20 protein-coding genes are annotated in these 23,007 nt (G+C 71.0%); 10 read left to right on the top strand and 10 right to left on the bottom strand.

Annotated features, from left to right (window positions below):
• Positions 1–2: 2 nt before the first annotated feature.
• The 3 genes from ACIQPR_RS15805 to ACIQPR_RS15795 all read left to right on the top strand — a co-directional run bounded on the left by ACIQPR_RS15805 (position 3) and on the right by ACIQPR_RS15795 (position 5,055).
• On the top strand, positions 3–2,147 hold the full coding sequence (locus ACIQPR_RS15805) for an acetate--CoA ligase family protein (RefSeq protein WP_403647753.1): 2,145 nt from the start codon (positions 3–5) through the stop codon (positions 2,145–2,147).
• Positions 2,148–2,267: 120 nt separating this feature from the next.
• Entirely contained in the window at positions 2,268–3,656 is a 1,389-nt protein-coding gene (locus tag ACIQPR_RS15800; protein WP_403647751.1) for an OFA family MFS transporter, read from the top strand.
• Between the two features lies 1 nt (position 3,657).
• Positions 3,658–5,055 (top strand): OFA family MFS transporter, encoded by a 1,398-nt coding sequence (locus ACIQPR_RS15795; protein WP_403647748.1) that lies wholly within the window; start codon positions 3,658–3,660, stop codon positions 5,053–5,055.
• 83 nt (positions 5,056–5,138) lie between these two features.
• On the opposite strand, the gene ACIQPR_RS15790 is transcribed toward ACIQPR_RS15795, so the two are convergent.
• The 4 genes from ACIQPR_RS15790 to ACIQPR_RS15775 all read right to left on the bottom strand — a co-directional run bounded on the left by ACIQPR_RS15790 (position 5,139) and on the right by ACIQPR_RS15775 (position 8,507).
• Entirely contained in the window at positions 5,139–5,816 is a 678-nt protein-coding gene (locus tag ACIQPR_RS15790; RefSeq protein ID WP_403647946.1) for a GntR family transcriptional regulator, read from the bottom strand.
• A 156-nt stretch (positions 5,817–5,972) separates the two neighbouring features.
• The gene (locus ACIQPR_RS15785) at positions 5,973–6,911 is read right to left on the bottom strand and encodes a beta-ketoacyl-ACP synthase III (protein ID WP_403647744.1); all 939 of its coding nucleotides are present in this window, start codon (positions 6,909–6,911) and stop codon (positions 5,973–5,975) included.
• A 149-nt stretch (positions 6,912–7,060) separates the two neighbouring features.
• Positions 7,061–7,195, bottom strand: coding sequence for a hypothetical protein (locus tag ACIQPR_RS15780; RefSeq protein ID WP_403647741.1), 135 nt, complete (start codon positions 7,193–7,195; stop codon positions 7,061–7,063).
• The gene (locus ACIQPR_RS15775) at positions 7,164–8,507 is read right to left on the bottom strand and encodes an OFA family MFS transporter (RefSeq protein ID WP_403647738.1); all 1,344 of its coding nucleotides are present in this window, start codon (positions 8,505–8,507) and stop codon (positions 7,164–7,166) included. Before ACIQPR_RS15775 ends, ACIQPR_RS15780 begins: the two co-directional genes overlap by 32 nt.
• Before the next feature lie 287 nt (positions 8,508–8,794).
• On the opposite strand from ACIQPR_RS15775, the gene ACIQPR_RS15770 reads away from it, so the two are divergent.
• Entirely contained in the window at positions 8,795–9,766 is a 972-nt protein-coding gene (locus ACIQPR_RS15770) for a 2-dehydropantoate 2-reductase (RefSeq protein ID WP_403647735.1), read from the top strand.
• Positions 9,767–9,921: 155 nt separating this feature from the next.
• A complete protein-coding gene (fdhD, locus tag ACIQPR_RS15765; protein ID WP_403647732.1) occupies positions 9,922–10,770 on the top strand; it encodes a formate dehydrogenase accessory sulfurtransferase FdhD in 849 nt (282 codons plus the stop codon).
• A gap of 73 nt (positions 10,771–10,843) precedes the next feature.
• Here fdhD and ACIQPR_RS15760 read toward each other — a convergent pair whose 3' ends face one another.
• The gene (locus ACIQPR_RS15760) at positions 10,844–11,674 is read right to left on the bottom strand and encodes a LysR family transcriptional regulator (protein ID WP_403647730.1); all 831 of its coding nucleotides are present in this window, start codon (positions 11,672–11,674) and stop codon (positions 10,844–10,846) included.
• A gap of 157 nt (positions 11,675–11,831) precedes the next feature.
• On the opposite strand from ACIQPR_RS15760, the gene ACIQPR_RS15755 reads away from it, so the two are divergent.
• The gene (locus ACIQPR_RS15755) at positions 11,832–12,551 is read left to right on the top strand and encodes an SDR family oxidoreductase (protein WP_403647727.1); all 720 of its coding nucleotides are present in this window, start codon (positions 11,832–11,834) and stop codon (positions 12,549–12,551) included.
• Positions 12,552–12,593: 42 nt separating this feature from the next.
• On the opposite strand, the gene ACIQPR_RS15750 is transcribed toward ACIQPR_RS15755, so the two are convergent.
• Together ACIQPR_RS15750 and ACIQPR_RS15745 are read right to left on the bottom strand one after the other, a co-directional pair.
• Positions 12,594–13,142: an isochorismatase family protein gene (locus tag ACIQPR_RS15750; RefSeq protein WP_403647725.1), complete on the bottom strand. Its 549-nt coding sequence runs from the start codon at positions 13,140–13,142 to the stop codon at positions 12,594–12,596.
• A gap of 19 nt (positions 13,143–13,161) precedes the next feature.
• Complete coding sequence (locus ACIQPR_RS15745) at positions 13,162–13,599, bottom strand: MarR family winged helix-turn-helix transcriptional regulator (protein ID WP_403647722.1); 438 nt, start codon at positions 13,597–13,599, stop codon at positions 13,162–13,164.
• An 83-nt stretch (positions 13,600–13,682) separates the two neighbouring features.
• Between ACIQPR_RS15745 and ACIQPR_RS15740 the strand changes: the two genes are divergently transcribed.
• The gene (locus ACIQPR_RS15740) at positions 13,683–14,600 is read left to right on the top strand and encodes a zinc-binding alcohol dehydrogenase family protein (RefSeq protein WP_403647719.1); all 918 of its coding nucleotides are present in this window, start codon (positions 13,683–13,685) and stop codon (positions 14,598–14,600) included.
• A 156-nt stretch (positions 14,601–14,756) separates the two neighbouring features.
• Positions 14,757–16,628, top strand: a complete 1,872-nt coding sequence (locus ACIQPR_RS15735) for an exo-alpha-sialidase (protein ID WP_403647716.1) — start codon at positions 14,757–14,759, stop codon at positions 16,626–16,628.
• A 32-nt stretch (positions 16,629–16,660) separates the two neighbouring features.
• Here ACIQPR_RS15735 and ACIQPR_RS15730 read toward each other — a convergent pair whose 3' ends face one another.
• A complete protein-coding gene (locus tag ACIQPR_RS15730; RefSeq protein ID WP_403647713.1) occupies positions 16,661–17,677 on the bottom strand; it encodes a bile acid:sodium symporter family protein in 1,017 nt (338 codons plus the stop codon).
• Between the two features lie 171 nt (positions 17,678–17,848).
• Between ACIQPR_RS15730 and ACIQPR_RS15725 the strand changes: the two genes are divergently transcribed.
• The gene (locus ACIQPR_RS15725) at positions 17,849–18,718 is read left to right on the top strand and encodes a LysR substrate-binding domain-containing protein (RefSeq protein ID WP_403647710.1); all 870 of its coding nucleotides are present in this window, start codon (positions 17,849–17,851) and stop codon (positions 18,716–18,718) included.
• Positions 18,719–18,880: 162 nt separating this feature from the next.
• Here the strand turns inward: ACIQPR_RS15725 and ACIQPR_RS15720 are convergent, their stop codons facing one another.
• Both ACIQPR_RS15720 and ACIQPR_RS15715 read right to left on the bottom strand, forming a co-directional pair.
• Positions 18,881–20,035, bottom strand: a complete 1,155-nt coding sequence (locus tag ACIQPR_RS15720; protein WP_403647707.1) for a DUF3500 domain-containing protein — start codon at positions 20,033–20,035, stop codon at positions 18,881–18,883.
• A 225-nt stretch (positions 20,036–20,260) separates the two neighbouring features.
• Positions 20,261–21,274: an Lrp/AsnC family transcriptional regulator gene (locus ACIQPR_RS15715; protein ID WP_403647704.1), complete on the bottom strand. Its 1,014-nt coding sequence runs from the start codon at positions 21,272–21,274 to the stop codon at positions 20,261–20,263.
• Between the two features lie 108 nt (positions 21,275–21,382).
• Between ACIQPR_RS15715 and ACIQPR_RS15710 the strand changes: the two genes are divergently transcribed.
• Positions 21,383–22,882 carry an MFS transporter gene (locus ACIQPR_RS15710; RefSeq protein WP_403647701.1) on the top strand — a complete coding sequence of 500 codons (1,500 nt, stop codon included), beginning with the start codon at positions 21,383–21,385 and terminating at the stop codon, positions 22,880–22,882.
• Positions 22,883–23,007 lie beyond the last annotated feature (125 nt).

The following is a 23,007-nucleotide window of genomic DNA, read 5'->3' as shown; positions in this document are numbered from 1 at the left end:
TGATGGCTGAGGACCGGGTGCTCAAGGTGCGTACCCTGCTCGACGCCGTGCGGGCCGAGGGACGGCTCGCGCTGACCGCGCCCGAGGGCAAGGTGCTCGCCGACGCGTACGGGATCGCCGTGCCGGGCGAGGAGTTGGCGACGGACGTGGACGAGGCGGTGGCGTACGCGGCGCGGTTCGGCGGGCCGGTGGTGATGAAGATCGTCTCGCCCGACATCCTGCACAAGACCGACGCGGGCGGCGTGGTCGTCGGGGTCGAGGGCGCGGCGGACGTACGGGCCGCGTTCCACCGGATCGTCGACAACGCCCGTGCCTACAGTGCCGATGCCCGTATCGAGGGCGTCCAGGTGCAGGAGTTGCTGCCGCAGGGCCAGGAGGTCATCGTCGGGGCGGTCACCGATCCGACGTTCGGGAAGGTGGTCGCGTTCGGGCTCGGCGGGGTATTGGTCGAGGTGCTGAAGGACGTGACGTTCCGGCTGGCGCCCGTGAGCGCGGACGAGGCGCTGTCGATGCTGGACTCGATCCGGGCGGCGGAGATCCTGCGCGGGGTGCGGGGCGCGCCGGCCGTCGACCGGTGGGCGATCGCCGAGCAGATCCGCCGGGTGTCCCAACTGGTCGCGGACTTCCCGGAGATCGCCGAGGTGGACCTCAACCCGGTGATCGCCACTCCGGAGGGCGCGGTCGCGGCGGACATCCGTGTCATCCTCGCCGCGTCGCAGCCGGTAGCCCGTCGACGGTATACACACGACGAGATCCTGACGACCATGCGCCGGCTGATGGAGCCGGCCTCGGTCGCCGTGATCGGTGCCTCCAACGAGCCGCGCAAGATCGGCAATTCGGTGATGCGCAACCTCGTCGACGGCGGTTTCGCCGGCGAGATCCATCCGGTGAACCCCAAGGCCGATGACATCCTCGGCCGCAAGGCGTACAAGAGTGTCACGGACGTTCCCGGTGAGGTGGATGTGGCCGTCTTCGCCATTCCCGCCAAGTTCGTGGCCGCGGCACTGGAGGAGGTGGGACGCAAGAACATCCCCAACGCCGTCCTCATCCCCTCCGGGTTCGCCGAGACGGGGGAGGTCCGACTCCAGGAGGAGATCGTCGAGATCGCCGAGCGGTACGGGGTGCGGCTGCTCGGGCCGAACATCTACGGCTACTACTCGACCTGGCAGGACCTGTGCGCCACGTTCTGCACGCCGTACGACGTGAAGGGCGGGGTGGCGCTGACCTCGCAGTCGGGTGGGATCGGCATGGCCATCCTGGGGTTCGCGCGGACCACGAAGACGGGTGTGTCGGCGATCGTCGGGCTCGGCAACAAGTCGGACCTGGACGAGGACGACCTGCTGACGTGGTTCGGCGAGGACCCGCACACCGAGTGCATCGCGATGCACCTGGAGGACCTCAAGGACGGCCGCGCGTTCGTCGACGCGGCCCGAAAGACCGTACCGCGCAAGCCGGTTGTGGTGCTGAAGGCGGGTCGTACGGCGGCGGGCGCGAAGGCCGCCGGGTCGCACACGGGCGCACTGGCCGGTGACGACGCCGTGTACGGGGACATCCTGAGGCAGGCCGGTGTCATCCGCGCTCCCGGTCTCAACGACATGCTGGAGTACGCGCGCGGGCTGCCGGTGCTGCCGACTCCCAAGGGGGACAACGTAGTTGTCATCACGGGCGCCGGCGGCAGTGGCGTACTGCTCTCGGACGCGGTGACCGACAACGGCCTGTCCCTGATGGAGATTCCGCCTGATCTCGACGCGTCCTTCCGGGAGTTCATCCCGCCCTTCGGGGCCGCGGGCAACCCGGTGGACATCACCGGGGGCGAGCCGCCGTCGACGTACGAGGCGACGATCCGGCTGGGGCTTGAGGATCCGCGCATCCACGCGCTGGTCCTCGGCTACTGGCACACCATCGTCACTCCCCCGATGGTCTTCGCGGAGCTCACCGCCCGTGTGGTCGCCGAGTTCAGGGAACGCGGCATCGAGAAGCCGGTGGTGGCGTCGCTGGCGGGTGACGTGGAGGTCGAGGAGGCCTGCCAGTACCTGTACGAGCGCGGGGTGGTGGCGTACCCGTACACGACGGAGAAGCCGGTGGCGGTGCTCGGCGCGAAGTACCAATGGGCGCGCGCGGCGGGGTTGTTGGGCGGTGGTTCATGACGTGAGCCGACGCGGGGCCGGCCGACAGTGCGGTCGGCCGGCCCCGGGGACCCGTGCGCACACGAAAGGCATTGGACAGGGGGCGCTGGCCAGAACTTTCGACGCAAGGGGCACTGAGCGATGGCAACAACGGACTACAAGACGTCCGTCCCCTACCGGGAGGTGACGGACCGTCACGGCCGGGTGTACCGCATCGGTGAATCCGATGTCGACATCATGGGCCGGACGCGCAGGTGGATGGTCGTCCTGCCCTGGGTGGGCATGATGGGCATCAGTTCCGCCGAGTACGCGTTCACGTCGGCGGAGGACACGCTCCACGACGCGCATCTGTGGAGCAGTGGGCACATCTTCTGGCTGATGGGCGTCTGGGTGTTCTTCCAGGCGGCCGTGGCCTTCCCCGCCGGGCAACTGCGTGAGAGCGGCAGACTCCCGGCCCGTACGGCCATGTTGATCGGCGCGCTCGGCACGCTGCTGGGCTATCTGACGCTGGCGTTCGCGCCGAACGTGCTCGTCGCGTATCTGGGCTTCGGTATGTGCAGCGGTATCGGCGCCGGTCTTGTGTACGCGACCTGCGTGAACATGGTCGGCAAGTGGTATCCGGAGCGCAAGGGCGGCAAGACGGGCTTCGTGAACGGCGGATTCGCCTACGGGTCGGTGCCGTTCGTGTTCCTCTTCACTTCGGTGCTGGACCTCGGCAACTACAGGGTGCTGCTCAGCCTGGTCGGTGTCGGGCTGTGTCTGGTGGTGGCGTCGGCGGGCTGGTTCTTCCGCGATCCGCCGAAGAACTGGTGGCCCGCGCACGTCGATCCGCTGACGGTGGCCCAAGACCCCAGGATCCGGCGGGCGTTGGAGAAGAACCCGCCGGCGGTCAAGCAGTACACGCCCAGGGAGGCCGCCCGCACACCCGTGCTCTGGATGATGTGGTTCTGTCTGCTGTGCACGGCCGGCATCAACATCTTCGGCATCGCCTTCCAGGTGCCGTTCGGCAAGGACATGGGCTTCGCGGGCGGGATCGTGGCCACGGCGATGTCCCTGAAGGCGATCGTGAACGGCACCGGGCGCGGGGTCATCGGCTGGATCTCGGACCGTTTCGGCCGCCGTCACACGCTGATCATCGTATGCGTTGTGCTGGGTACCGCCCAGTTCGGTGTGCTGGTCTCGGGCCAGATGGGCAGCATGCCGTTCTTCCTGTTCTGCTCCATGGTCTCGGGTTTCGGCGGCGGGGCGATCTTCCCGCTGTTCGCGGCCATGACGGCCGACTACTTCGGTGAGAACAACAACGCCAGCAACTACGGCATGGTCTACAGCTCGAAGCTGATCTCGGGGCTGGTCGGCTCCGGTCTGGGCGCGGTCGTCGTCGGTGAGTGGGATTACCACGGCGCGTTCGTGCTGGCCGGTTCGGTGGGCCTGGCCTCCGCGGTGCTGGCGCTCTTCCTCAAGGCTCCGGGCAGGCCAAGCGCCCGGCGCATCGTCCCCAACCCGCATCCGCTCGGCGAGGAGATGGCGTGACATGACCGCAGATCCCATCACCACGAACGAATCCGGCGCCGCGAGCCGTCCCTACCGTGAGGTGACGGATGCGGGCGGCCGGGTCTACCGGGTCGGCGAGACCGACCGCGACATCCTCGGCCACTCGCGCAAGATCATGATCTATCTGCCGTGGATCGCCATGATGGCGATCAGCGTCTTCGAGTACGCGTACGGCTCGGCGGAGGACACCCTCTCCAGCGCGCACGGCTGGACGCAGAGCAACACCTTCTGGATCCTGAGTGTCTGGGTGTTCTTCCAGGCCGGGATCGCCTTCCCGGCGGGCTGGCTGCGGGAGAAGGGCATCCTGACGGCCCGCAAGGCGATGTACGCGGGCTCGGTGCTGTGCGTGGTCGGTTTCCTCGCGCTGTCCCATCTGGACAACGTGTGGCTGGCGATCATCGGCTTCGGTGTGATCGGCGGCATCGGCGCCGGTCTGGTCTACGCGACCTGCATCAACATGGTCGGCAAGTGGTTCCCCGAACGGCGGGGCGCCCGCACCGGGTTCGTCAACGGCGGCTTCGCGTACGGTTCGCTGCCGTTCATCTTCATCTTCAACTACGCCTTCGACACCGGGAATTACCACCGGGTGCTGGATCTGATCGGCTGCTACATCCTGATCGTGGTGTTCGGGTGCGCGTTCTTCTTCAAGGACCCGCCGAAGAACTGGTGGCCCGCCGACATCGATCCGCTGACCTACGGCGGCTCCGGCAAGAGCGCGGCGAGCCTCGCCAAGAACCCGCCCGCCGTACGGCAGTTCACGCCCAAGGAGGCCATCCGCAGCGGCATGCTGCCGCTGATGTGGCTGTCGATCGTGCTGACCGCCGGGGTGTCGATCTTCGGGATCTCCTTCCAGGTCGACTTCGCGAAGGAGGTGGGCTTCGGCCCGCTGGTGGCGGCCTCGTCGATGGGTGTCATGGCCGTCATCAACGGCATCGGCCGTGCGGTGGTGGGCTGGCTGTCGGACCTGTGGGGCCGCAAACTCACCCTGGTCTTCGTCATCGTCGTGCTGGGCCTCGCGCAGTTCGGCGTGATCTGGGCCGGGCATCTGCGCAGCGAGTGGCTGTTCCTGTTCTTCGCGTTCCTGTCCGGTTTCGGCGGCGGCGCGTTCTACCCGATGTTCGCCGCGCTGACCCCGGACTACTTCGGCGAGAACTTCAACGCCACCAACTACGGCCTGGTGTACAGCGGGAAGCTCGTCAGCGGCCTGTTCGGCGGCGGTCTCGGCTCGATGGTGGTCGCGGCCTGGGGCTACAACGGAGCCTACGCGCTGGCCGGCGGCGTCTCGATGGTGGCGGCGGCCATCGCGCTGCTGCTGCGCCAACCGGGGCGCGGGGACCGGGAGTCGGCCACTGTCGCTCAACCGCAGCCCGCTGTCTGAGAGTTCCCATGACGACGGCATGACGACCGGCGACGGCTCTCCCGTGATGGGAGGGCCGTCGCCGGTCGACCGGCGTACGCCGCTCAGGACTTGGCGCGCTCGTGGTACGACCGCCGGGTGTGCTCGGTGTGTTCGCGCATCAGGAGGCCGGCGCGCAGTTCGTCGCGGGCCGCGATGGCGTCGATCAGGGTGCGGTGCTCGATCCAGGACGTCAGTCCGCGTTGCCGTGCCACCGGCGTGTAGTACCAGCGGACACGGCGGTCGACCTGTGCGGCGAGTTCGGCGAGGACCGCGTTGCCCGCCAGCTCCATGACCTTCGCGTGGAAGCGGGCGTTCATGGCGACGGCGGCGTCCACGTCGTCGGCGTCGACGGCCCGCTCGCCCTCGGCACACAGCTCCTCCAGGGCGGCGATGCCCGCCTTGCCCGCGTTGGCGGCGGCCAGGCGGGCCGCCTCGGCCTCCAACAGCGTGCGCACGGTGAGGAGTTGGTCGGCCTCCTCCTCCGTCGGCTCGTGCACGAACGCGCCCTGGGCGGGCCGCAGATCGACCCAGCCCTCGGTGTTGAGCCGTTGCAGCGCCTCCCGCACGGGCTGCCGGGACACTCCGAGGTGCCCGGCGAGTTCGCTCTCGACGAGATGCTGGCCGGGCTGGAGGGCGCGGGTGGTGATGAGTTCGAGCAGCGCCTCGTAGACCCGGTCGCGCAGCGGGCCCGGTCGTTCGAGCTTGGGCACGGCGCCCTGCGGCAGTCCTGCGGACAACATCACGGTCCCCTCCTGGGCAGCACCGGCATTTTGCAGACAGTAACCGTACGACCAAGTATCGATTGTCTTTTGTCTACAGTCTACGGCGCACGGTAGCCAGAGGGTGCGCGCGTCGGCCTCGTCACACCCGCCGGGGCACCCGGACGTCCGCGCAGGTCATGGGCACCGTACGACCTGGCCGGCGTACGACAGGTTCCCGCCGAAGCCGAACAGCAGGACCGGATCGCCGGTGCGGACGGCGCCCTGTTCGACGAGTTTCGAGAACGCGAGGGGGATGCTGGCGGCGGAGGTGTTGCCCGATTGGACGACATCGCGGGCGACCACGGCGTTGACGGCGCCGATCTTCTCGGCGAGGGGCTCGATGATCCGCAGGTTCGCCTGGTGGAGGACGACGCCGGCGAGGTCGGCGGGGGTCAGGCCGGCCTTCTCGCAGGCCTTGCGGGCGATGGGCGGGAGCTGGGTGGTGGCCCAGCGGTAGACGCTCTGGCCCTCCTGCGCGAACCGCGGGGGCGTGCCCTCGATCCGTACCGCGTGGCCCATCTCCGGCACGGATCCCCACAGGACGGGTCCGATGCCGGGTCCGTCGGCGGCCTCGACGACGGCGGCGCCCGCTCCGTCACCGACGAGGACACAGGTCGTACGGTCGCTCCAGTCGGTGACCTCGGACATCTTGTCGGCCCCGATGACCAGGGCCCGTACGGCCGCTCCCGCGCGGACGGCGTGGTCGGCGGTGGCCAGGGCGTGGGTGAAGCCCGCGCACACGACGTTGACGTCCATGGCGGCGGGCGAGGGGATGCCGAGGCGGGCGGCGACCCGGGCGGCCATGTTCGGGGAGCGGTCGATGGCCGTGGAGGTGGCGACGAGGACCAGGTCGATGTCCTCGGGCGTCAGGCCCGCCGCCGCGAGGGCCTTGGCGGCGGCGTGCGCGGCCAGCTCGTCGACCGGTTCGTCGGGTCCGGCGATGTGGCGGGTCCGGATGCCCACCCTGGAGGTGATCCACTCGTCGCTGGTGTCGACCATGCCCGCCAGGTCCTTGTTGGTGAGTACCTTGGCGGGCTGGTAGTGGCCGACGGCGGCGATCCGCGTGCCGTTCATGGGTGGTTCCCCTCGGTGCCTTGGGTAGCGGGATCCACCAGTGTTGCCAGTGACTCGCGGGTACGACGGCAGGTGATGCCACAGGAAACTGCCGTCAGGGTTGTCGGCTTCCGTCAGCCGTCCCGCGGTTGACGGACTCGCCCGAACATTCAGCCGGTGAACAGCTGCTTCGCCTTGAGTACCAGTTCGTACAGGCCGTAGGCGAGGGGTGCGCCGACCCAGAGCCAGGCGAAGGCGATCAGCGGGCGCCGGTCAGGCGGACTCGGACTGGTGTCGTTCGACATCGACGGCCTCCCTCTGGGCGGGGATGTGGTGGCGGGCGTTGACGGGCCGGACGAGTTCGTTGGCGACGAAGCCGACGACGAGCAGCCCGATCATGATGAGGAAGGAGGTGTCGTAGAGGGAGGCGCCGTGTTTGCCGGCGTCCTTCTGGTGGTCGGCGATCCAGTTCACGATCAGCGGTCCGAGGACGCCGGCCAGGGACCAGGCGGTGAGGAGCCGGCCGTGGATCGCGCCGACCTGGTAGGTGCCGAACAGGTCCTTCAGGTACGCGGGTACGGTCGCGAATCCGCCGCCGTAGAAGGAGAGGATGACCAGCGCGCACAGGATGAACAGCGGCTTGGAGGAGTCGCCGAACAGGGCGATGAGCGCGTACATGACGGCGCCGACGCCGAGGTAGACGCGGTAGATGTTCTTGCGGCCGATCAGGTCGGAGGTCGACGACCAGCCGATGCGGCCCGCCATATTGGCCGCGGAGAGCAGCGCGACGAAGCCGGCGGCGGCCGACACCGAGACGGGTGTGGAGGTGTCGGCGAAGAAGTCCGTGATCATCGGGGCGGCCTTCTCCAGGATGCCGATCCCCGCGGTCACGTTCATGCACAGGACGACCCACAGGCACCAGAACTGCGGGGTGCGCACGGCGCTGTTGGCGGAGACCTGCACGCCGGTGAGGGCCGGGGCGCCGGCCGGGTCCGCCGGGTGTCGGGAGTCCTCGGTGCGCGGCACCCGGACGAGCAGTACGCCGAGGGTCATGAAGACCGCATACGAAAGACCGAGTACCAGGAACGTCTGCGCGATACCGGTGTTGTCGGCGCCGAACGACTTCAGCATCTGGGCCGACCACGGGGAGGCGATGAGCGCGCCGCCGCCGAAGCCCATGATGGCGATGCCGGTGGCCATGCCGGGCCGGTCGGGGAACCACTTGATCAGGGTGGAGACGGGTGAGATGTAGCCGATGCCGAGGCCTATCCCGCCGACGAAGCCGTAGCCGAGGACGATCAGCCAGAACTGCTTCGTCTCCGCGCCCAGCGCGGAGATCAGGAAGCCGGAGGAGAAGCAGATCAGGGCGACGGTCATCGCCCAGCGGGGTCCGTTGCGTTCGACGAGGGTGCCGCCGAACGCGGCCGAGAGGCCGAGCATGACGATCGCGAGTTGGAAGGGCAGCGCGCTCTGGGTGCCGCTCAGGTTCAGCGCGGATTCGAGCGGCGGCTTGAACACGCTCCAGGCGTAGGCCTGGCCGATGGAGAGGTGCACCGAGAGGGCGGCGGGGGGAACCAGCCAGCGGCTCCACGCCGGGGGTGCTACTGGGGGACTCATGATCCCGGACGGTAGGGAGTGGCGGGTGAGTTGAGAAGGCGGTGCGTCGACCGTATGCGATGAGCGGTATGCAGTGTGCGCCGAACGGTCGCCGCCGGAACGGCTGTTGACGTGACGGCTGCCGATGTGACGGCCGTTGTCCGAACCCTTGCCGAGGTCGAGTCCATACTGTAGACAATATTTCGTCGACACTGTTCGGTTGTCGTCCGCACCGGCCCGGCGGCAGCCGCGGCAGCGGGACGGCAGCCACCTCCGCGGTACTCCCTCGACCGAACGGAGAGTCTCACGTGAAAGTCGCAGTCCTCGGCGCCGGTGCGATCGGCGCCTACGTCGGAGCCGCGCTGCATCGCGCGGGCGCCGACGTGCATCTCGTCGCCCGTGGACCGCATCTCGCGGCCATGAGGCAGCACGGCGTCCAGGTCCTCAGCCCGCGCGGCGACTTCACCGCCCGCGTCCACGCCACCGACGACCCGGCGGAGATCGGCCCGGCCGACTTCGTCCTCCTCGGCCTGAAGGCCAACTCGTACGCGGCGTGCGGGCCGCTGATCGAGCCCCTGCTGCACGACACGACGGCGGTCGTGGCCGCGCAGAACGGCATCCCCTGGTGGTACTTCCACGCGCACGGCGGCCCCTACGACGGGCAGCGCGTCGAGAGCGTCGACCCGGGGGGCGCGGTCAGTGCGGTGCTCGCGCCCGAGCGGGCCGTCGGCTGTGTCGTCTACGCGGCGACGGAGCTCGCGGGGCCGGGAGTGGTGCGCCATCTCGAAGGCACCCGGTTCTCGATCGGGGAGCCCGACCGGAGCGTCTCGGCGCGCTGTCTCGCGCTGAGCGAGGCGATGCGGGCCGGCGGGCTGAAGTGCCCGGTCGAGCGGGAGTTGCGCAACGACATCTGGCTCAAGCTGCTCGGCAACATCTCCTTCAACCCGATCAGCGCGCTGTCCCGCGCCACCATGCGGCAGATGTGTCTGCACGGCGGCACCCGCAGGGTCATCGAGATCATGATGACCGAGACGCTCTCGGTCGCCGAGGCTCTGGGCTGCGAGGTCGGGGTCTCCATCGAGCGGCGGCTCGCGGGCGCGGAACGCGTCGGTGACCACCGCACCTCGACGCTCCAGGACCTGGAGCGCGGCAAGCCGCTCGAACTCGACGTACTCCTCGCGGCCGTGGTCGAGTTGGCGGAGATCACCGGTGTGGAGGTGCCCACTTTGCGCACCGTGCACGCGATCTCGGACCTGCTCGCGCTGGGCGCCGCCGCGTGAGGTGGCGCGGGTGGGCCGCCGGTCCGCTCCGCGCGTGCAGGACAATGAGGGCGTGGGGGTCGCCTCGTCGCACGGCGGCGCGGTGACCCGCGGCGACTTCCGCAGCAAGGGCCGTTTCGGCCACCAGCACGTACAGGACCGGGGCTGATCAGGACATGGGACGAGTCACGGAACGACGCAAGGTGATCCGGATCCGCGACGGCGCGGTCTCCAGCCGGCCGGACACGCTCGTGGCCGAGGAGCCGCTGGAGATCCGGCTCAACGGCAAGCCCCTGGCCATCACGATGCGGACGCCGGGCGACGACTTCGCGCTCGCGGCCGGGTTCCTGGTCAGCGAAGGTGTACTGGCGAACGCATACGATCTGCGGAACATCGTGTACTGCGCGGGGGCGACGGTCGACGGTACGAACACGTACAACGTCGTCGATGTGCGCACCGCTCCGGACGTGGTGATCCCGGACATCACGCTGGAGCGGAACGTGTACACGACGTCCTCGTGCGGTCTGTGCGGCAAGGCGAGCCTGGACGCGGTCCGTACGACGACCCGCTGGCCGATCTCCGACACTCCCCCGGTCCGTGTCGCGCCCGCGCTGCTCGCGAGCCTCCCCGACCGGCTGCGCGCGGCCCAGCGGGTCTTCGACCGGACCGGGGGTCTGCACGCGGCGGCCCTGTTCAGCGAGGAGGGCGAGCTGCTGGACGTGCGGGAGGACGTGGGCCGGCACAACGCGGTCGACAAGCTGGTCGGCCGTGCCCTCCAGAACGGTGACCTGCCGCTGTCCCGGGTGATCCTGCTCGTCTCGGGCCGGGCCTCCTTCGAGCTGGCGCAGAAGGCGGTGATGGCCGGGATCCCGGTGCTGGCGGCGGTGTCGGCGCCCTCCTCGCTGGCGGTGGACCTGGCGGCGGAGACGGGACTGACCCTGGTGGGCTTCCTGCGGGGCGCCAACATGAACGTGTACGCGGGCGAGGACCGCATCGCCCTGACGGCCGCGGCCACCCAGGGCTGACGCCCCCGTCCCGCGGCACGGCGGCGGGGCCCCGGCCGGCGGGGAGCGCCCCCTGCGCCGCAGGGGCCCCGCCTCAGTCCTGGTCCACGACGCTCCGCGCGGTCCGCACGAACGCCGTGACGAGCGGGGCGCGGCGGGCGGTCTCCCAGGCGAGGACGACCTCGTCGGGTTCGGCGTCGGTGACGGGGACGTAGGCGATGTCGGGGCGGGAGTACTGCTCGGCGACGGAGACGGGGACGAGGGTGATGCCCGCGCCGGAGGCGACGTTCTCGAACTTCTCCTCGATGGTGCGGATCGGTACGTCGCCGGGGTCGGGGTGCGGGTTGAGGTAGCGCAGCCGGTTCTCGCCGGCGAGGTCGGCGAGGACGAGGTCCGGTTTTCCGGCGAGGCGGTGGTCGGCGGGGAGCATCGCCACCCGGGGTTCGGTGAACAGCGGGAGCAGGGTGAGGCCTTGTGCGCGGACGGGGCGGCGCAGGTAGGCGAGGTCGACGGTGCCGTCGAGGATCAGGTGTTCCTGGTCGTCCCATTCGACGCGGCGGGCCTTGACCTCGGTGTCGGGGTGGGCGGCGGCGAAGGCGCGCAGCGCGGGGGTGACGACGATCCCGGCGCGGAAGCCGACGACGAGGCGGTGCGGCCCGTGTGCGGCGCGGCGCACTCGGCCGCGGGTGGCGTCGGCGGTGGCGAGCAGGGTCCGTGCGTCGTCGAGGAGTTGGTGTCCGGCCGCCGTCAACGTCACGCCGTGGCTGTCGCGTTCGAAGAGGGTGACGTCCAAGTCCTTTTCCAAGGACCGGATCTGACGGCTCAGCACCGGTTGCGCGATGTGGAGCCGTTGGGCCGCGCGTCCGAAGTGGAGCAGTTCGGCCACCGCCACGAAGTAGCGGAGCTTGCGCAGGTCGAGGTCCATGGCTCCCACCGTCTGTCCGCCGTGCGTGTGGCCGGTGTCGTCGTGTCGCCGTCGGCGATGCCTTCAGGGTATCGCCGGCGGCGGAAGAGGTCTTGGACGGCGCGGTGGCGGCGACCGCAGGCTGGACGGTGTCACAGCGCGACGGAAGGGGCTGGTCATGGGTGTGCGGGGAGAGCGGGTCGTCGTCATCGGCGGTACGGCGGGCATCGGGCTCGCGGTCGCGGAGGAGGCCGGGCGGGAGGGCGCCCGGGTGGTGGTCGCCTCGCGGCGGCGGGAGAGTGTGGACGCGGCGCTGGAGCGGCTGCCTCAGGACGCGGAGGGCCGGGTGCTCGACGCGGGCGACGAGTCCGCGGTGCGGGACTTCTTCGCGGGGCTCGGCGGCTACGACCACCTGGTGTACACGGCGGGTGAGGCGCTGCTGTTGGAGAGTGTGGCGGAGTCGGATCTCGGGCGGGCCCGGGGGTTCCTGGAGACCCGGCTGTGGGGTGCGTACATGGCGGTGAAGTACGGTGCCGGATCGATCCGGGAGGGTGGTTCGGTGGTGCTGACCACGGGGACCGCCGGGCGCAGGCCACTGCCCGGTACGTCGGTGGCCGCCGCGTTGTGCGGGGCGATGGAGTCGCTGACCCGGGCGCTGGCCCTGGAGTTGGCGCCGCTGCGGGTCAACGCGGTGGCGCCGGGGGTGGTGCGGACGCGGTTGTGGCGGGAGTTGGGTGAGGAGGAGCGGGCGGGGCTGTTCGACTCGGTCGCCGGGTCGCTGCCGGTCGGCCGGATCGGTGAGCCGGCCGATGTGGCCGAGGCGTATCTGTATCTGCTGCGCGGTGGTTACAGCACCGGTTCGACGGTGGTCGTGGACGGCGGCACGGTCCTGGTGTGACGGCCGGGCGGCGCGTCCCGGCCGCCGTGCGTGCGGGGCGTCTCAGCCGCCCGGTGCGAACACCGCCTCGGCGGCGGTCACGACGGATCCCAGCCGTGGGAAGTCGAGGGTGACCGACGCCTGGTGCTCGGCGTCGGTGAAGGCGCTCATGGCGTCCTCGGCGAAGACGAGCCGGTAGCCGAGGTCGCCGGCGGCGCGGGCGGTGGACTCGACGCCGAGGTTGGTGGCGATTCCGCCGAACACCAGGGTGTCGACGCCCCGTTCACGCAGCTGCTCGTCAAGTCCCGTGCCCTGGAAGCCGCCGATGGTCCGTTTCACGATCTCCAGGTCGCCTTCGTGGGCGAGTCCGGCGGCGAGTCCGCTGCCGGAGGGCTGTTCGGTGATGCCGGGGCGTTCGACCCGGATCAGTACGACGAGTGCTCCGGCCGAGCGGAACGCGGCGGCCAACTCCTGGGCGGCGGTGAGGACTTCGGTGCCTTTGTACGGTGCGAGCGGCAGCGCGACGATGCGGTCCATCAGGTCGACGAGGACGAGGGCGGTGCGTGCGGGGTCGAGGGCGAGCCGGGGTTCGGGGGTCTGCGGTGGGGTCATGACGGAACGTTAGCTCCCGTCAGCCGTCCACACCGGAGATCCGGATCAACAGGTCCGTGAACCGGTCGCGTTCGGCCGCCGTGAGCGGGGCGAGGAGCGTGTCGTTGGCCTCGCGGGCCGCCTTCTCGCACCGCTTGAGCAAGCGTGCGCCTTCCGCGGTGAGCGAGACCGCGTTCTTGCGGCGGTCCTTGGGGTCCGGTTCGCGGACGACCAGGCGGGCGGCCTGGAGGTCGTTCAGGACGCCGACGAGGTCCTTGGGGTCGAGTCCGACTCCGCGGCCGAGGTCGGCCTGGGCGACGGGGGCGAGGTCCCGGACGGCGGAGAGGACGACGTGGTGCCACATCTTGAGGCCTTCGGCGGCCAGGGCGTCGGCGACGAGGGTCCGGCCGCGGGCGGCGGCTCGGCCCAGGAGCCAGCTGGGCAGGGAGCGGATCGCGGTGAGGGGTGCTTGGGCCATGTGCGCAGCCTACCGGGAAGTCGTTGGACGTCCCCATGACCTCGTGAATATCATGGGGACTCCCAACGATTTCTGGAGGTGCGATGCGCCGTGTCCGCTACGAGTCCACCGGCGGCCCCCTGTTCCTGGAGGAGGTCCCCGTACCGGAGCCCGGACCGGGTGAACTCCTGGTCCGCGCCGAGGCGATCGGGGTCACCCTGCCGGTCGTCCGCAAGGTCACCGAGGCCGCCGGGCCGATCCCGCTCGGCGGTGAGATCGCGGGCGAGGTGGTCGCCGCGGGACAGGAGGTGACCGGCTTCCGGGTGGGCGAGCGGGTGACGGGCCTGTGCTTCGGGCACGGCTACGCCGACTACGCCGTCCTGCGCGAGGAGATGGCCTCGCCGGTGCCCGACGCCGCCTCCGCCGTCGACGCCGTCGCGCTCGTGCGCAGCGGACTGGTCGCGCTGGGCGCGCTGGACGCGGCCCGCCCCGAGCCCGGCGAGGCCGTGCTGGTCACGGCGGCGGCCAGCGGGGTGGGGCATCTCGCCGTGCGGCTGGCGAAGGCGCGGGGTGCGGGGCGGGTGGTGGGCGCGGTCTCCGATCCGGCGAAGGCCGGCTTCGTGCGCGCCCTGGGCGCCGACGAGGTGATCGGCTACGACGCGCTCGCCTCGGTCGAACCGGTCGACTGCGTACTCGACGCGGTGGGCGGCGAGTTGCTCACCCCGGCACTGGCCGCACTGGCTCCGGGCGGGCGGCTCGTGGCGTACAGCTCGGGCGGCGGGACCGTCCAAGCCCACGACCTTCTCGTGGGCGCGAAGTCCGTGACCGGGTTCCAGCTGGCGCGGATCGCGCGCGGGCGGCCGGAGGTGTACGGGCGGTGGCGGCGGGAGCTGTGGCGGCTGTTCGCCGAGGGCACCCTGAAGCCGTGCGTGCACGGGGAGTTCGGGCTCGCGGAGGCGGCGAGGGCGCACGGGGTGATCGAGTCCCGGAGCAACCTGGGCAAGGTCGTGCTGCGGCCCTGAGGCACCGGCCCGGACCTGGCGCCCCGTCAACTTCCCCGACACCGAAAGCTGCACGCTTCTTGTGAGGCCCCGGATGCCCCAACTAACGTCTGTGACGCGCCCGTTGGACGTGGGATGTCCGGATGTCAAGACGAATGAAGGGCAGGTAGCACCACCATGCCGTCAAGTCTTCGCGCACGTCTGAGATCCACCCTCACCGCCGTACTCACCCTGGCCGCGCTGCTCGTGCTTCCGAGCCCCGCGCACGCCGCCGCCCGATCCGCCTCCCCCGCAGCCGAGTTCGAGCAGCAGGTCCTCTTCAAGGCGTCCCAGGACCCGGGCTACGCCTGCTTCCGCATCCCGGCCGTCGTACGGACGAACGACGGGACACTGCTCGCGTTCGCCGAGGGCCGGGTCCTCAACTGCGGTGACGCCGCCGACATCGACATCGTCGTCAAACGCTCCACCGACGACGGCGCCACCTGGAGCCCGCTCCAGGTCGTCAACCGCGGCGGCGGCGACACGCACGGCAACCCGGCACCCGTCGTGGACCGCAGGACCGGGCGGATCCTGCTCGCCGAGACGTACAACACGGGCCGTACGGACAGCGCCAGTTGCTCGGTGCCCTGCGACCGCACCCCGCACCTCCAGTACAGCGACGACGACGGCCTCAGCTGGTCGCAGCCGCGCGACCTGAGCGACGAGATCCTCCCCCCGAACTGGAACTCCTGGTACGCCACCGGACCCGTGCACGGCATCCAGCTCACCCGCGGCAAGCACCGGGGGCGGCTCGTGTTCGGCGTCAACACCGAGACCTGGGACGGGAGTCGGGTCACCGCCAACAACGCGGCGCTGATCGTGAGCGACGACGGCGGCGACCACTGGAAGATCGGCGCCACCGACTCGTACCCGATAGCGGCCGACGGGACCTGGCGGCAGAAGCCGTCCGAGGTGACGATGACCGAGCGCTCCGACGGCTCCATCCTGGTGAGCGGCCGTGAGCAGGACGGCACCGACCTCGGCCACCGCACCCAGGCGGTCAGCCGCGACGGCGGCGACAGCTTCAGCGCGCCCTTCCGCGACCTGCCCGACCTGTACGCCCCGCAGGTCCAGTGCGCCACCCTCGGCGTCGGCTCCCGCATCCTGCTGTCCTGCGACGCGGACCCCGACCGCCGCCGGACGATGATGATCCGCTCCTCCTACGACGGCGGGCGCACCTGGGACAGCGTCGACCGCGGCACGGTGGTCACCAAGGACTGGTCCGGCTACTCGGACATGGCGCGGATCGGCGCCGACACCGTGGGCCTGGTCTACGAGGGCGGTGCCGTGTCGGCGACCGACGAGATCCGCTTCGCCCGCTTCGACGAGGCCTGGCTGCAACCGCGCCGGGGCCCGGACCCGACGACCGCCGACCTCGCCCCGCACGCCGGGCGCGCGGCCGTGCTCGGCGGCGCCGAGGAGACGGACGGTGTGTCGGGCGGCGCGCTGTCCTTCGACGGTGTCGACGACGCCGTCCGCCTGCCCTACAGCGACCGACTGCCCCTGGGGACGAAGGACTTCACGGTCTCCCTCTGGTTCCGCTACACCGCCACGACCGGCGACCAGCCGTTCCTGTGGATGGGCGGGGTCGGCACCAGCCAGCCGCAGGTGTGGCTGCGCGGTGAGCCCGCCGGCAACCACGTGCGGGCGCTGATCACCACCCGGGACGGCGCGACGGCCGTGCACACCACGTCCGTGGTGACCGCCGGCGCCTACAACGACGGGCAGTGGCATCACGCCGTGGTGCGGCGCGGCGGCGGGCAGTTGACGCTGTCCGTGGACGGTACGGCGGTGGGCACGGCGGACGTCGTGGGGTCCGTGAGCCGCAACTCGCCGTTCGGCGTGCACCTCGGCCAACGCATGGACAGCTTGCAGTACTTCACGGGTTCTCTGGACGAAGTCCACGTCTGGGACCGGCTGTTGACGGACGACGAGCTGGCCGCCCCGCGTCCGCCCACCGCCGGGACCGTGCTCTGGCTGCCCCTGGACCGGGTGAGCGGCGGCCACTGACGTCTTCGCGCCCGCCGACCGCGCCCGGCGCCTCAGGCGGAACGTGTCGCCGTACCGACCGCGCTTCGTGATCCCGCGCCCGGGGCCGCCGTACCGGTGGCCCCGGGCAGCGGATCGCGGGCGCGGCGCTTGGCGATGACCGCGCACACCATCAACTGCATCTGGTGGAAGAGCATCAGCGGGAGCACGGCGAGGGAGGCGTGGGCGCCGAACAGGACGCTGGCCATGGGCAGTCCGGAGGCGAGGGACTTCTTGGAGCCCGCGAACTGGATCGCGATGCGGTCCTCTCGGTCGAAGCCCAGCGCCCTGCCGCCGTACCAAGTCAGGGTGAGCATCACGGCGAGGACGACCGCCTCGACGGCGAGCAGTCCGGCCAGGCGCAGGGCGCTGACCTGGTGCCAGATGCCCTGGACCATGCCCTCGCTGAACGCGGTGTAGACGACGAGGAGGATCGAGGCGCGGTCGACATAGCCGAGGACCTTCTTGTGCCGGGCGATGAAGGCGCCGACCCAGCGCCGCAGCAGCTGTCCGGCGAGGAACGGCACGAGGAGTTGCAGCACGATCTTGACGAGGGAGTCGGCGGAGAAGCCGCCCGCGTTGCCGCCGAGCAGGGCGGCGGCGAGCAGCGGGGTGATGACGATGCCGGCGAGCGAGGAGAAGGAGCCGGCGCAGATCGCGGCGGGCACGTTGCCGCGCGCGATCGAGGTGAACGCGATGGAGGACTGGACGGTCGAGGGGACGAGGGTGAGGAAGAGCAGCCCCTGGTAGAGGGGGTGGGTCAGCAGCACCGGGACGAGACCGCGGGCGGCCAGCCCGAGCAGCGGGAAGACGACGAAGGTGCAGGCCAGGACGGTGGTGTGCAGGCGCCAGTGCTTGAGGCCGTCCAGTGCCTCGCGGGTGGAGAGGCGGGCGCCGTAGAGGAAGAAGAGGAAGGCGATGGCCGCGGTGGAGGCGCCGGAGGCGATGTCGGCGCCGGTGCCCGTGGCGGGCAGGAGCGCGGCGACGCCGACCGTTGCGAGGAGCAGCAGGATGTAGGGGTCGATCGGCATCCGACCGGGCCGTCGCAGGCGTTTCACTGTGCTCCACCGTCTCGCTGTACGTCCGCCCGTGCGGCGCGGACCCGTGCCCTCCCCATCGTCCTCTTCCGCCGCTTGATCGGGAATCCGTCATACCGCTCTGACTGCCATCACGTTTCGCGATGACCGGCTACCGTGTATGCCATGTACGACCTCTCTCAGCTGCGGACTTTCCTCGCGGTGTCGCAGACGCTGAGTTTCACGCAGGCCGCGCGGCGGCTCGGGCTGCGGCAGTCCACGGTGAGCCAGCATGTGCGGCGGCTGGAGGACGCGACGGGACGGCAGCTGTTCACCCGGGACACGCACTCCGTGGAGCTGACCGAGGACGGCGAGGCGATGCTCGGCTTCGCGCGCCGGATCCTGGAGGTGCAGGAGCAGGCGTCGGCGTTCTTCACCGGCACCCGGCTGCGCGGCCGGCTGCGCTTCGGGGCGTCCGAGGACTTCGTCCTGACCCGGCTGCCGGAGATCCTGGAGGGCTTCCGCTACGACCATCCCGAGGTCGACCTGGAGCTGACGGTGGAGCTGTCCGGGACGCTGCACGAGCAACTGGCGGCCGGGAAGCTGGACTTGGTGCTGGCGAAGCGGCGGGCTGAGGATCCCCGGGGCGAACTGGTGTGGCACGACAAGCTGGTGTGGATCGGCGCGGAGCGGCTGCGGCTGGACGCGGAGCGTCCGGTGCCGCTGATCGTCTATCCGCCGCCGGGGATCACCCGGGCGCTGGCGATGGAGGCGCTGGAGCGGCAGGGGCGGGCGTGGCGGATCGCGTGCACGAGCGGGAGTCTGAACGGGCTGATCGCCGCCGCGCGGGCGGGGCTCGGGGTGATGGCGCACTCGAAGGGTCTGGTGCCGCCGGGTCTGGTGCGGGTGCCGGAGCGGGCGGGGCTGCCGGAATTGGGCGAGGTGGATTTCGTGCTGGTGCACGGGCGGCGGCGGGTTTCCGCCCAGGGGGCGGCGGACGCGTTGGCGGCGGCGATTCTGGCGGGCGGTGACCGGCTGCATCGGCGCGGTCCGTAATTCCCGCTCCCTTTCACTGCGGGGCGATGCCGGTGTCGAATTCCGCCGGGTCGGGAGAAAGCGCCGTACGGGAATTCCGGGCGCGGGAATGCGGGGCGCGGGAATGCGGGGCGGTGGGCGGCGCCGTCCGGAGCGGCGCCGCCCGTTGTGCCCGGGGCGGGATCAGGAGAACGTGAATTCTCCTCCGTAGTCGGTGTCGTGGTCGCGGTAGACGCTGTTGTAGCCGAGTTGGCCGGTGTCGACGACGCCGTCCTCGACCGAGAACTCGATCCAGACGCCGGGGCCGTCGATGCGTACGTAGTCGCCCGCGGTGTCCAGTGCGCTGCTGCCGGAGTAGGAGATGTAGGTGTCGTCGAGTTCCGACTTGTAGGTGCTCAGGGTGGCCGCGGCGGTGGTGTCGTCGGCGGCCTCGACCCAGGGGGTGATGGCGTCGAGGATCAACTGCTGCTGGTCGTCGGTGAGTTCACTGGCGGCGATGCCTTCCTTGGTGGTGGGGAAGTCGCCGTCGTCGTCCGGGCCGAGCACGACGTCGGTGGTGGTGTCGGCGAGTTCGGCCTCGGCGAGTTCGTCGTCGGTCAGGCCTTCGAGCATGGAGACGAGGCCGTCGTGCATGCCGGACAGGGGCGCGTAGGTGGTGCCGTCGTCGGTCCAGCTGACGGGTTCGACGCCGGCGAAGTACGGGGTGGCGCCCTCGACCTCGCCGTCCTTGTAGGTGAGGTTCACGGCCAACCGGTCGCCGCCGAAGTGGAGTTGCCAGGTGCCGGTGGTGCTCGGGGTGCCCAGGAAGGCGAGGTAGTAGGTGCCGCTGCCGTAGCTGCTGTCGGTCTCGCCGAGGACGTCGTCGGCGGCGAGGATCTGGGAGATCTGGTCGTAGCCGGTGTCGCTGCCGGTGCCCGTGGCGGCCTCGACCACCGCCTTGGCGCCGGCGAGCTGGGTGGTGCTGAGGGAGCCGAGTTCGATGCCGACCCGGCAGGTCGCGCCGCACGAGAGGTTCGACCAGGCGACGGCGTTGGCCTGGGTGAAGTCGAGGAGTACGGAGGCCTGTTGGTCGTCGTCGAGGGTGTCCAGGAAGGTGGTGGCGGCGTCGACGACGTCCTGGACGGAGCCGCCGCTCCCGGCGGAGTTCGTGGGCACGACGGCCGAGGGGCGGGCGGATCCGGGGGTGGTCGGGGAGGTGGACGTGGGGCCGGACTGCGTGGGGGATCCGGTGTCCGGCGCGGAGGCGCTGCTGGACGGGTCGGTCTGGACGGACGCGGCGTTCGCGGTGGCGTAGAGCCCGCCGCCGAGGAGGGCCGTCGCCGCCGCTAAGGCTCCCACCACCTTCCGGTGGCGTCCCAGGGACCTGCGGTGAGTGTTTTTCGTCTTCAATTCGATATCCCTTTCAGGGGTCTCGCCCCGAGGACTTCCGAAGATTTTTTCCGGTGCCGGAAAGGATCTTCGGGAAATTCCCCGGGGCATCGTTTCGGACGAGCCACATTCGATCGCCGGACACTGTGATTCACGCCTCCGCGTGCTGGGTGTTGAGCATGATTTATCTTGAACTTACTTTGAGGGACCGCGTGTTGCGGACGAGTTGAGCGGAAGCGTCCGGTACGTCAGCTGTTTGACCCGGCGCAGGAACGGACTGGCCTCCACCTGCCGCACCCCGTCGAGGTGTCCGAGGGGTCCGCTGAGGTAGTCGTAGAGGCCCGCCGTGTTCCTGGCGACGGCGGTCACGACGAGGTTGGTGGCGCCTGCGGTGGCCGCCGCGGAGGCGATCTCGTCGTGACCGGCCAGTGCCTCGCCGACGGAGTGCAGGGCGGCGGGGGCCGCGGTGATCCAGAGCGCGGCGACACAGCCGTAGCCGAGCGCCTCCAGGTCGTACTCGATGTCGATGTAGAGGGCTCCGGAGCCGATCAGGGTGGCGAGGCGGCGTTTGACGGCGGACTCGGAGCGGCCGGTGGCGCGCTGGAGTTCGGGGTGGGTGGCGCGTGCGTCGCGTTCCAGTACGGCGACGAGGGCCTCGTCGTCCGCTTCGATGTGGGCGGGGCCCGGTGCGGGCGGCATCTCGGGGCGCAGGGCGGCGATCTGGTCGTCCGAGAGCGCGCCGAAGCGGCGCAGCCAGCCGGTCGGGCCGCCGTAGAAGCGGTGGAGTGTCTGGTGGGCGCGGATCTCCATGACGCTGGGGGTGCGGGGAAGTTTGCCGAGCAGCAGGTCGTCGTAGTCGCCGGGGGTGCGCGGGCGGGTCAGGCACACGATCTCGGTGCCGCCGGAGGCCAGGCCGATCCAGCCGGTGTCGGGGCGCCGGGCGAGGGCGTCGGCGATGTTCAGGGCGTTGTCGGGGGCGCAGCGCAGGCGGAGCGTCCACTGGTCCTGGCCCAGGGCCACGGCGTCGCGGATCGCGACCACCCTCAGGCCGGCCTCGGCGGTGAGTCTGCGGAAGCGGCGGGCGACGGTCTGGTCGGAGGTGCCCAGGACCGTGCCCAGGCGCCGGAAGGAGGCCCGGCCGTTGACCTCCAGCGCGGTGAGCAGTTGGAGGTCGAGTCGGTCGACGGTGTCGGATTCCGTCTCCAGCATGGCTGTTCCTGTCGGGTTTCGGCGAGGGGGTGGCCGGTACCGGGCCGATCGTCCGCCGGGAGCCCATCCTACGGGGAACTGCACATCTCGGAACGGGGAGTTGAGGGCATGCGGACATGGGGACCGCTCACGGCGATCTGCCTGGGCACGTTCATGTTGTTGCTGGATGTGACGATCGTGGTCGTCGCGCTGCCGGACATGGCGCGGTCGCTGCACGCGTCGCTGGGCGCGCTCCAGTGGGTGGTGGACGGGTACGCGCTGGCGTTGGCGGCGCTGCTGCTCGGGGTGGGGGCCGCCGCCGACGTGCTGGGGCGCCGGCGGGTGCATGTGGCGGGTGTGGTGCTGTTCGCGGTGGCGTCGCTGCTGTGCGGGCTGGCGGACGGGCCGGGGACGCTGGTGGCCGCGCGGGCGGTGCAGGGCGTGGGCGCGGCGGCGATGTTCGCGACGACGCTGCCGCTGCTGGGCTCGGTGTACCAGGGGCGGCGGCGGTCGGTGGCGCTCGGGGTGTGGGGCGCGGTCAGCGGCGGGGCGGCGGCGGTCGGGCCCGTGCTGGGCGGGGTGCTCACCGAGGGGCCGGGCTGGCGGTGGATCTTCTTCGTGAACCTGCCGGTGAGTGTGGTCGCGGTGTGGCTGACGCTGCGGGTGGTGCCCGAGTCGCGGGGGCCGCGCGGGCTGCGGGTGGACTGGGCGGGCACGGTCGCGTTCGCCGTCTTCGCGGGCGGGGTGACGTACGCGGTGGTGCGGGCCGGGGAGGACGGCTGGGGCGGGGCCGTGACGCTCGGTTCGTTCGGCTGCGCGGCGCTGGCGCTGGTGTGCTTCGTGCTGGTGGAGCGGCGGGCGGCGCGTCCGCTGCTGGATCCGGCGCTGCTGCGCGCGCCCGCGTTCGTGGGCGTGCTGGTGGGCGGGCTCGCCTTCAACGGGGTGGCGTTCGGCGGGATGCCGTATCTGTCGATCTGGTTGCAGACGGTGCTGGGGCTGAGCCCGGTGCGCGGCGGGCTGACGCTGCTGCCGCTGACGGGGGCGGCCGTCGTGGTGTCGGTGCTCGCCGGGAAGCTGCTGCACGGGGCGCCGGCCCGGCTGACCGTCGGGGGCGGGCTGCTGCTGATCGGCACGGGGTGTTTCTGCCAGGCCGTCCTGGGGGCCGGTTCGCACTGGACGGCGCTGGTGCCGGGGCTGGTCCTGGTGGGCGTCGGCACCGGCCTGGTGGGGCCGGCGATAGCGGGGGCGGCGCTCGCGGCGGTGCCCGCCGAGCGGGCCGGCATGGCGGGCGGCGCGCTGAACACCGTACGGCAGCTGGGGTACGCGCTCGGTGTCGCCGTGTCCGGGACCGTGCTGGCCTCGCGGATGCGCGACACGCTCCCGCACGACGCGGCGCGCACCCTCGCGGGCGGCGGGGCGGGCGCGCTGCGCGGGGCGTTCTCCGAGCACGCGCTGCGGGCCGCGTTCGCGGCGGGCCTGGACTCGGCGTTCGTGACGGCCGGGTTCGTCGGTACGGCGGCCGGCGCGCTGGTCCTCGTACTGGTCGGGACCGGTCGTACGGAGCGCGGCGAGGTGACGGAATCGGCCGCGCGGACGCTGAACGAGGAGGAGACGGCGTCGTCCGGGTGACGTCGCACGGGCGGGATCGCGGGGGTGGCAGGGTCGTACAGATTCAGTGGAGATTACGGGGCCGAAACCTACGGAACCGTAAGGATTTCTGTCCGACCCTTCCCCTTGTGAGGGTATTTTCCTGC

It is taken from the genome of Streptomyces sp. NPDC091280 (genome assembly GCF_044768565.1).
In the GTDB taxonomy this organism is placed as follows: Bacteria; Actinomycetota; Actinomycetes; order Streptomycetales; family Streptomycetaceae; genus Streptomyces.
Note: the sequence above shows the minus strand (reverse complement) of the source record. Positions and strands in the feature narration are given on the sequence as shown.

What these genes read in the sequence shown, in the direction of transcription:
- ACIQPR_RS15805 (WP_403647753.1), top strand. Translation starts at nt 3, where the DNA reads ATGGCTGAGGACCGGGTGCTCAAGGTGCGTACCCTGCTCGACGCCGTG.
- ACIQPR_RS15800 (WP_403647751.1), top strand. Translation starts at nt 2,268, where the DNA reads ATGGCAACAACGGACTACAAGACGTCCGTCCCCTACCGGGAGGTGACG.
- ACIQPR_RS15795 (WP_403647748.1), top strand. Translation starts at nt 3,658, where the DNA reads ATGACCGCAGATCCCATCACCACGAACGAATCCGGCGCCGCGAGCCGT.
- ACIQPR_RS15790 (WP_403647946.1), bottom strand. Translation starts at nt 5,816, where the DNA reads ATGTTGTCCGCAGGACTGCCGCAGGGCGCCGTGCCCAAGCTCGAACGA.
- ACIQPR_RS15785 (WP_403647744.1), bottom strand. Translation starts at nt 6,911, where the DNA reads ATGAACGGCACGCGGATCGCCGCCGTCGGCCACTACCAGCCCGCCAAG.
- ACIQPR_RS15780 (WP_403647741.1), bottom strand. Translation starts at nt 7,195, where the DNA reads ATGTCGAACGACACCAGTCCGAGTCCGCCTGACCGGCGCCCGCTGATC.
- ACIQPR_RS15775 (WP_403647738.1), bottom strand. Translation starts at nt 8,507, where the DNA reads ATGAGTCCCCCAGTAGCACCCCCGGCGTGGAGCCGCTGGCTGGTTCCC.
- fdhD (WP_403647732.1), top strand. Translation starts at nt 9,922, where the DNA reads ATGGGACGAGTCACGGAACGACGCAAGGTGATCCGGATCCGCGACGGC.
- ACIQPR_RS15760 (WP_403647730.1), bottom strand. Translation starts at nt 11,674, where the DNA reads ATGGACCTCGACCTGCGCAAGCTCCGCTACTTCGTGGCGGTGGCCGAA.
- ACIQPR_RS15755 (WP_403647727.1), top strand. Translation starts at nt 11,832, where the DNA reads ATGGGTGTGCGGGGAGAGCGGGTCGTCGTCATCGGCGGTACGGCGGGC.
- ACIQPR_RS15750 (WP_403647725.1), bottom strand. Translation starts at nt 13,142, where the DNA reads ATGACCCCACCGCAGACCCCCGAACCCCGGCTCGCCCTCGACCCCGCA.
- ACIQPR_RS15745 (WP_403647722.1), bottom strand. Translation starts at nt 13,599, where the DNA reads ATGGCCCAAGCACCCCTCACCGCGATCCGCTCCCTGCCCAGCTGGCTC.
- ACIQPR_RS15740 (WP_403647719.1), top strand. Translation starts at nt 13,683, where the DNA reads ATGCGCCGTGTCCGCTACGAGTCCACCGGCGGCCCCCTGTTCCTGGAG.
- ACIQPR_RS15735 (WP_403647716.1), top strand. Translation starts at nt 14,757, where the DNA reads ATGCCGTCAAGTCTTCGCGCACGTCTGAGATCCACCCTCACCGCCGTA.
- ACIQPR_RS15730 (WP_403647713.1), bottom strand. Translation starts at nt 17,677, where the DNA reads ATGCCGATCGACCCCTACATCCTGCTGCTCCTCGCAACGGTCGGCGTC.
- ACIQPR_RS15725 (WP_403647710.1), top strand. Translation starts at nt 17,849, where the DNA reads ATGTACGACCTCTCTCAGCTGCGGACTTTCCTCGCGGTGTCGCAGACG.
- ACIQPR_RS15715 (WP_403647704.1), bottom strand. Translation starts at nt 21,274, where the DNA reads ATGCTGGAGACGGAATCCGACACCGTCGACCGACTCGACCTCCAACTG.
- ACIQPR_RS15710 (WP_403647701.1), top strand. Translation starts at nt 21,383, where the DNA reads ATGCGGACATGGGGACCGCTCACGGCGATCTGCCTGGGCACGTTCATG.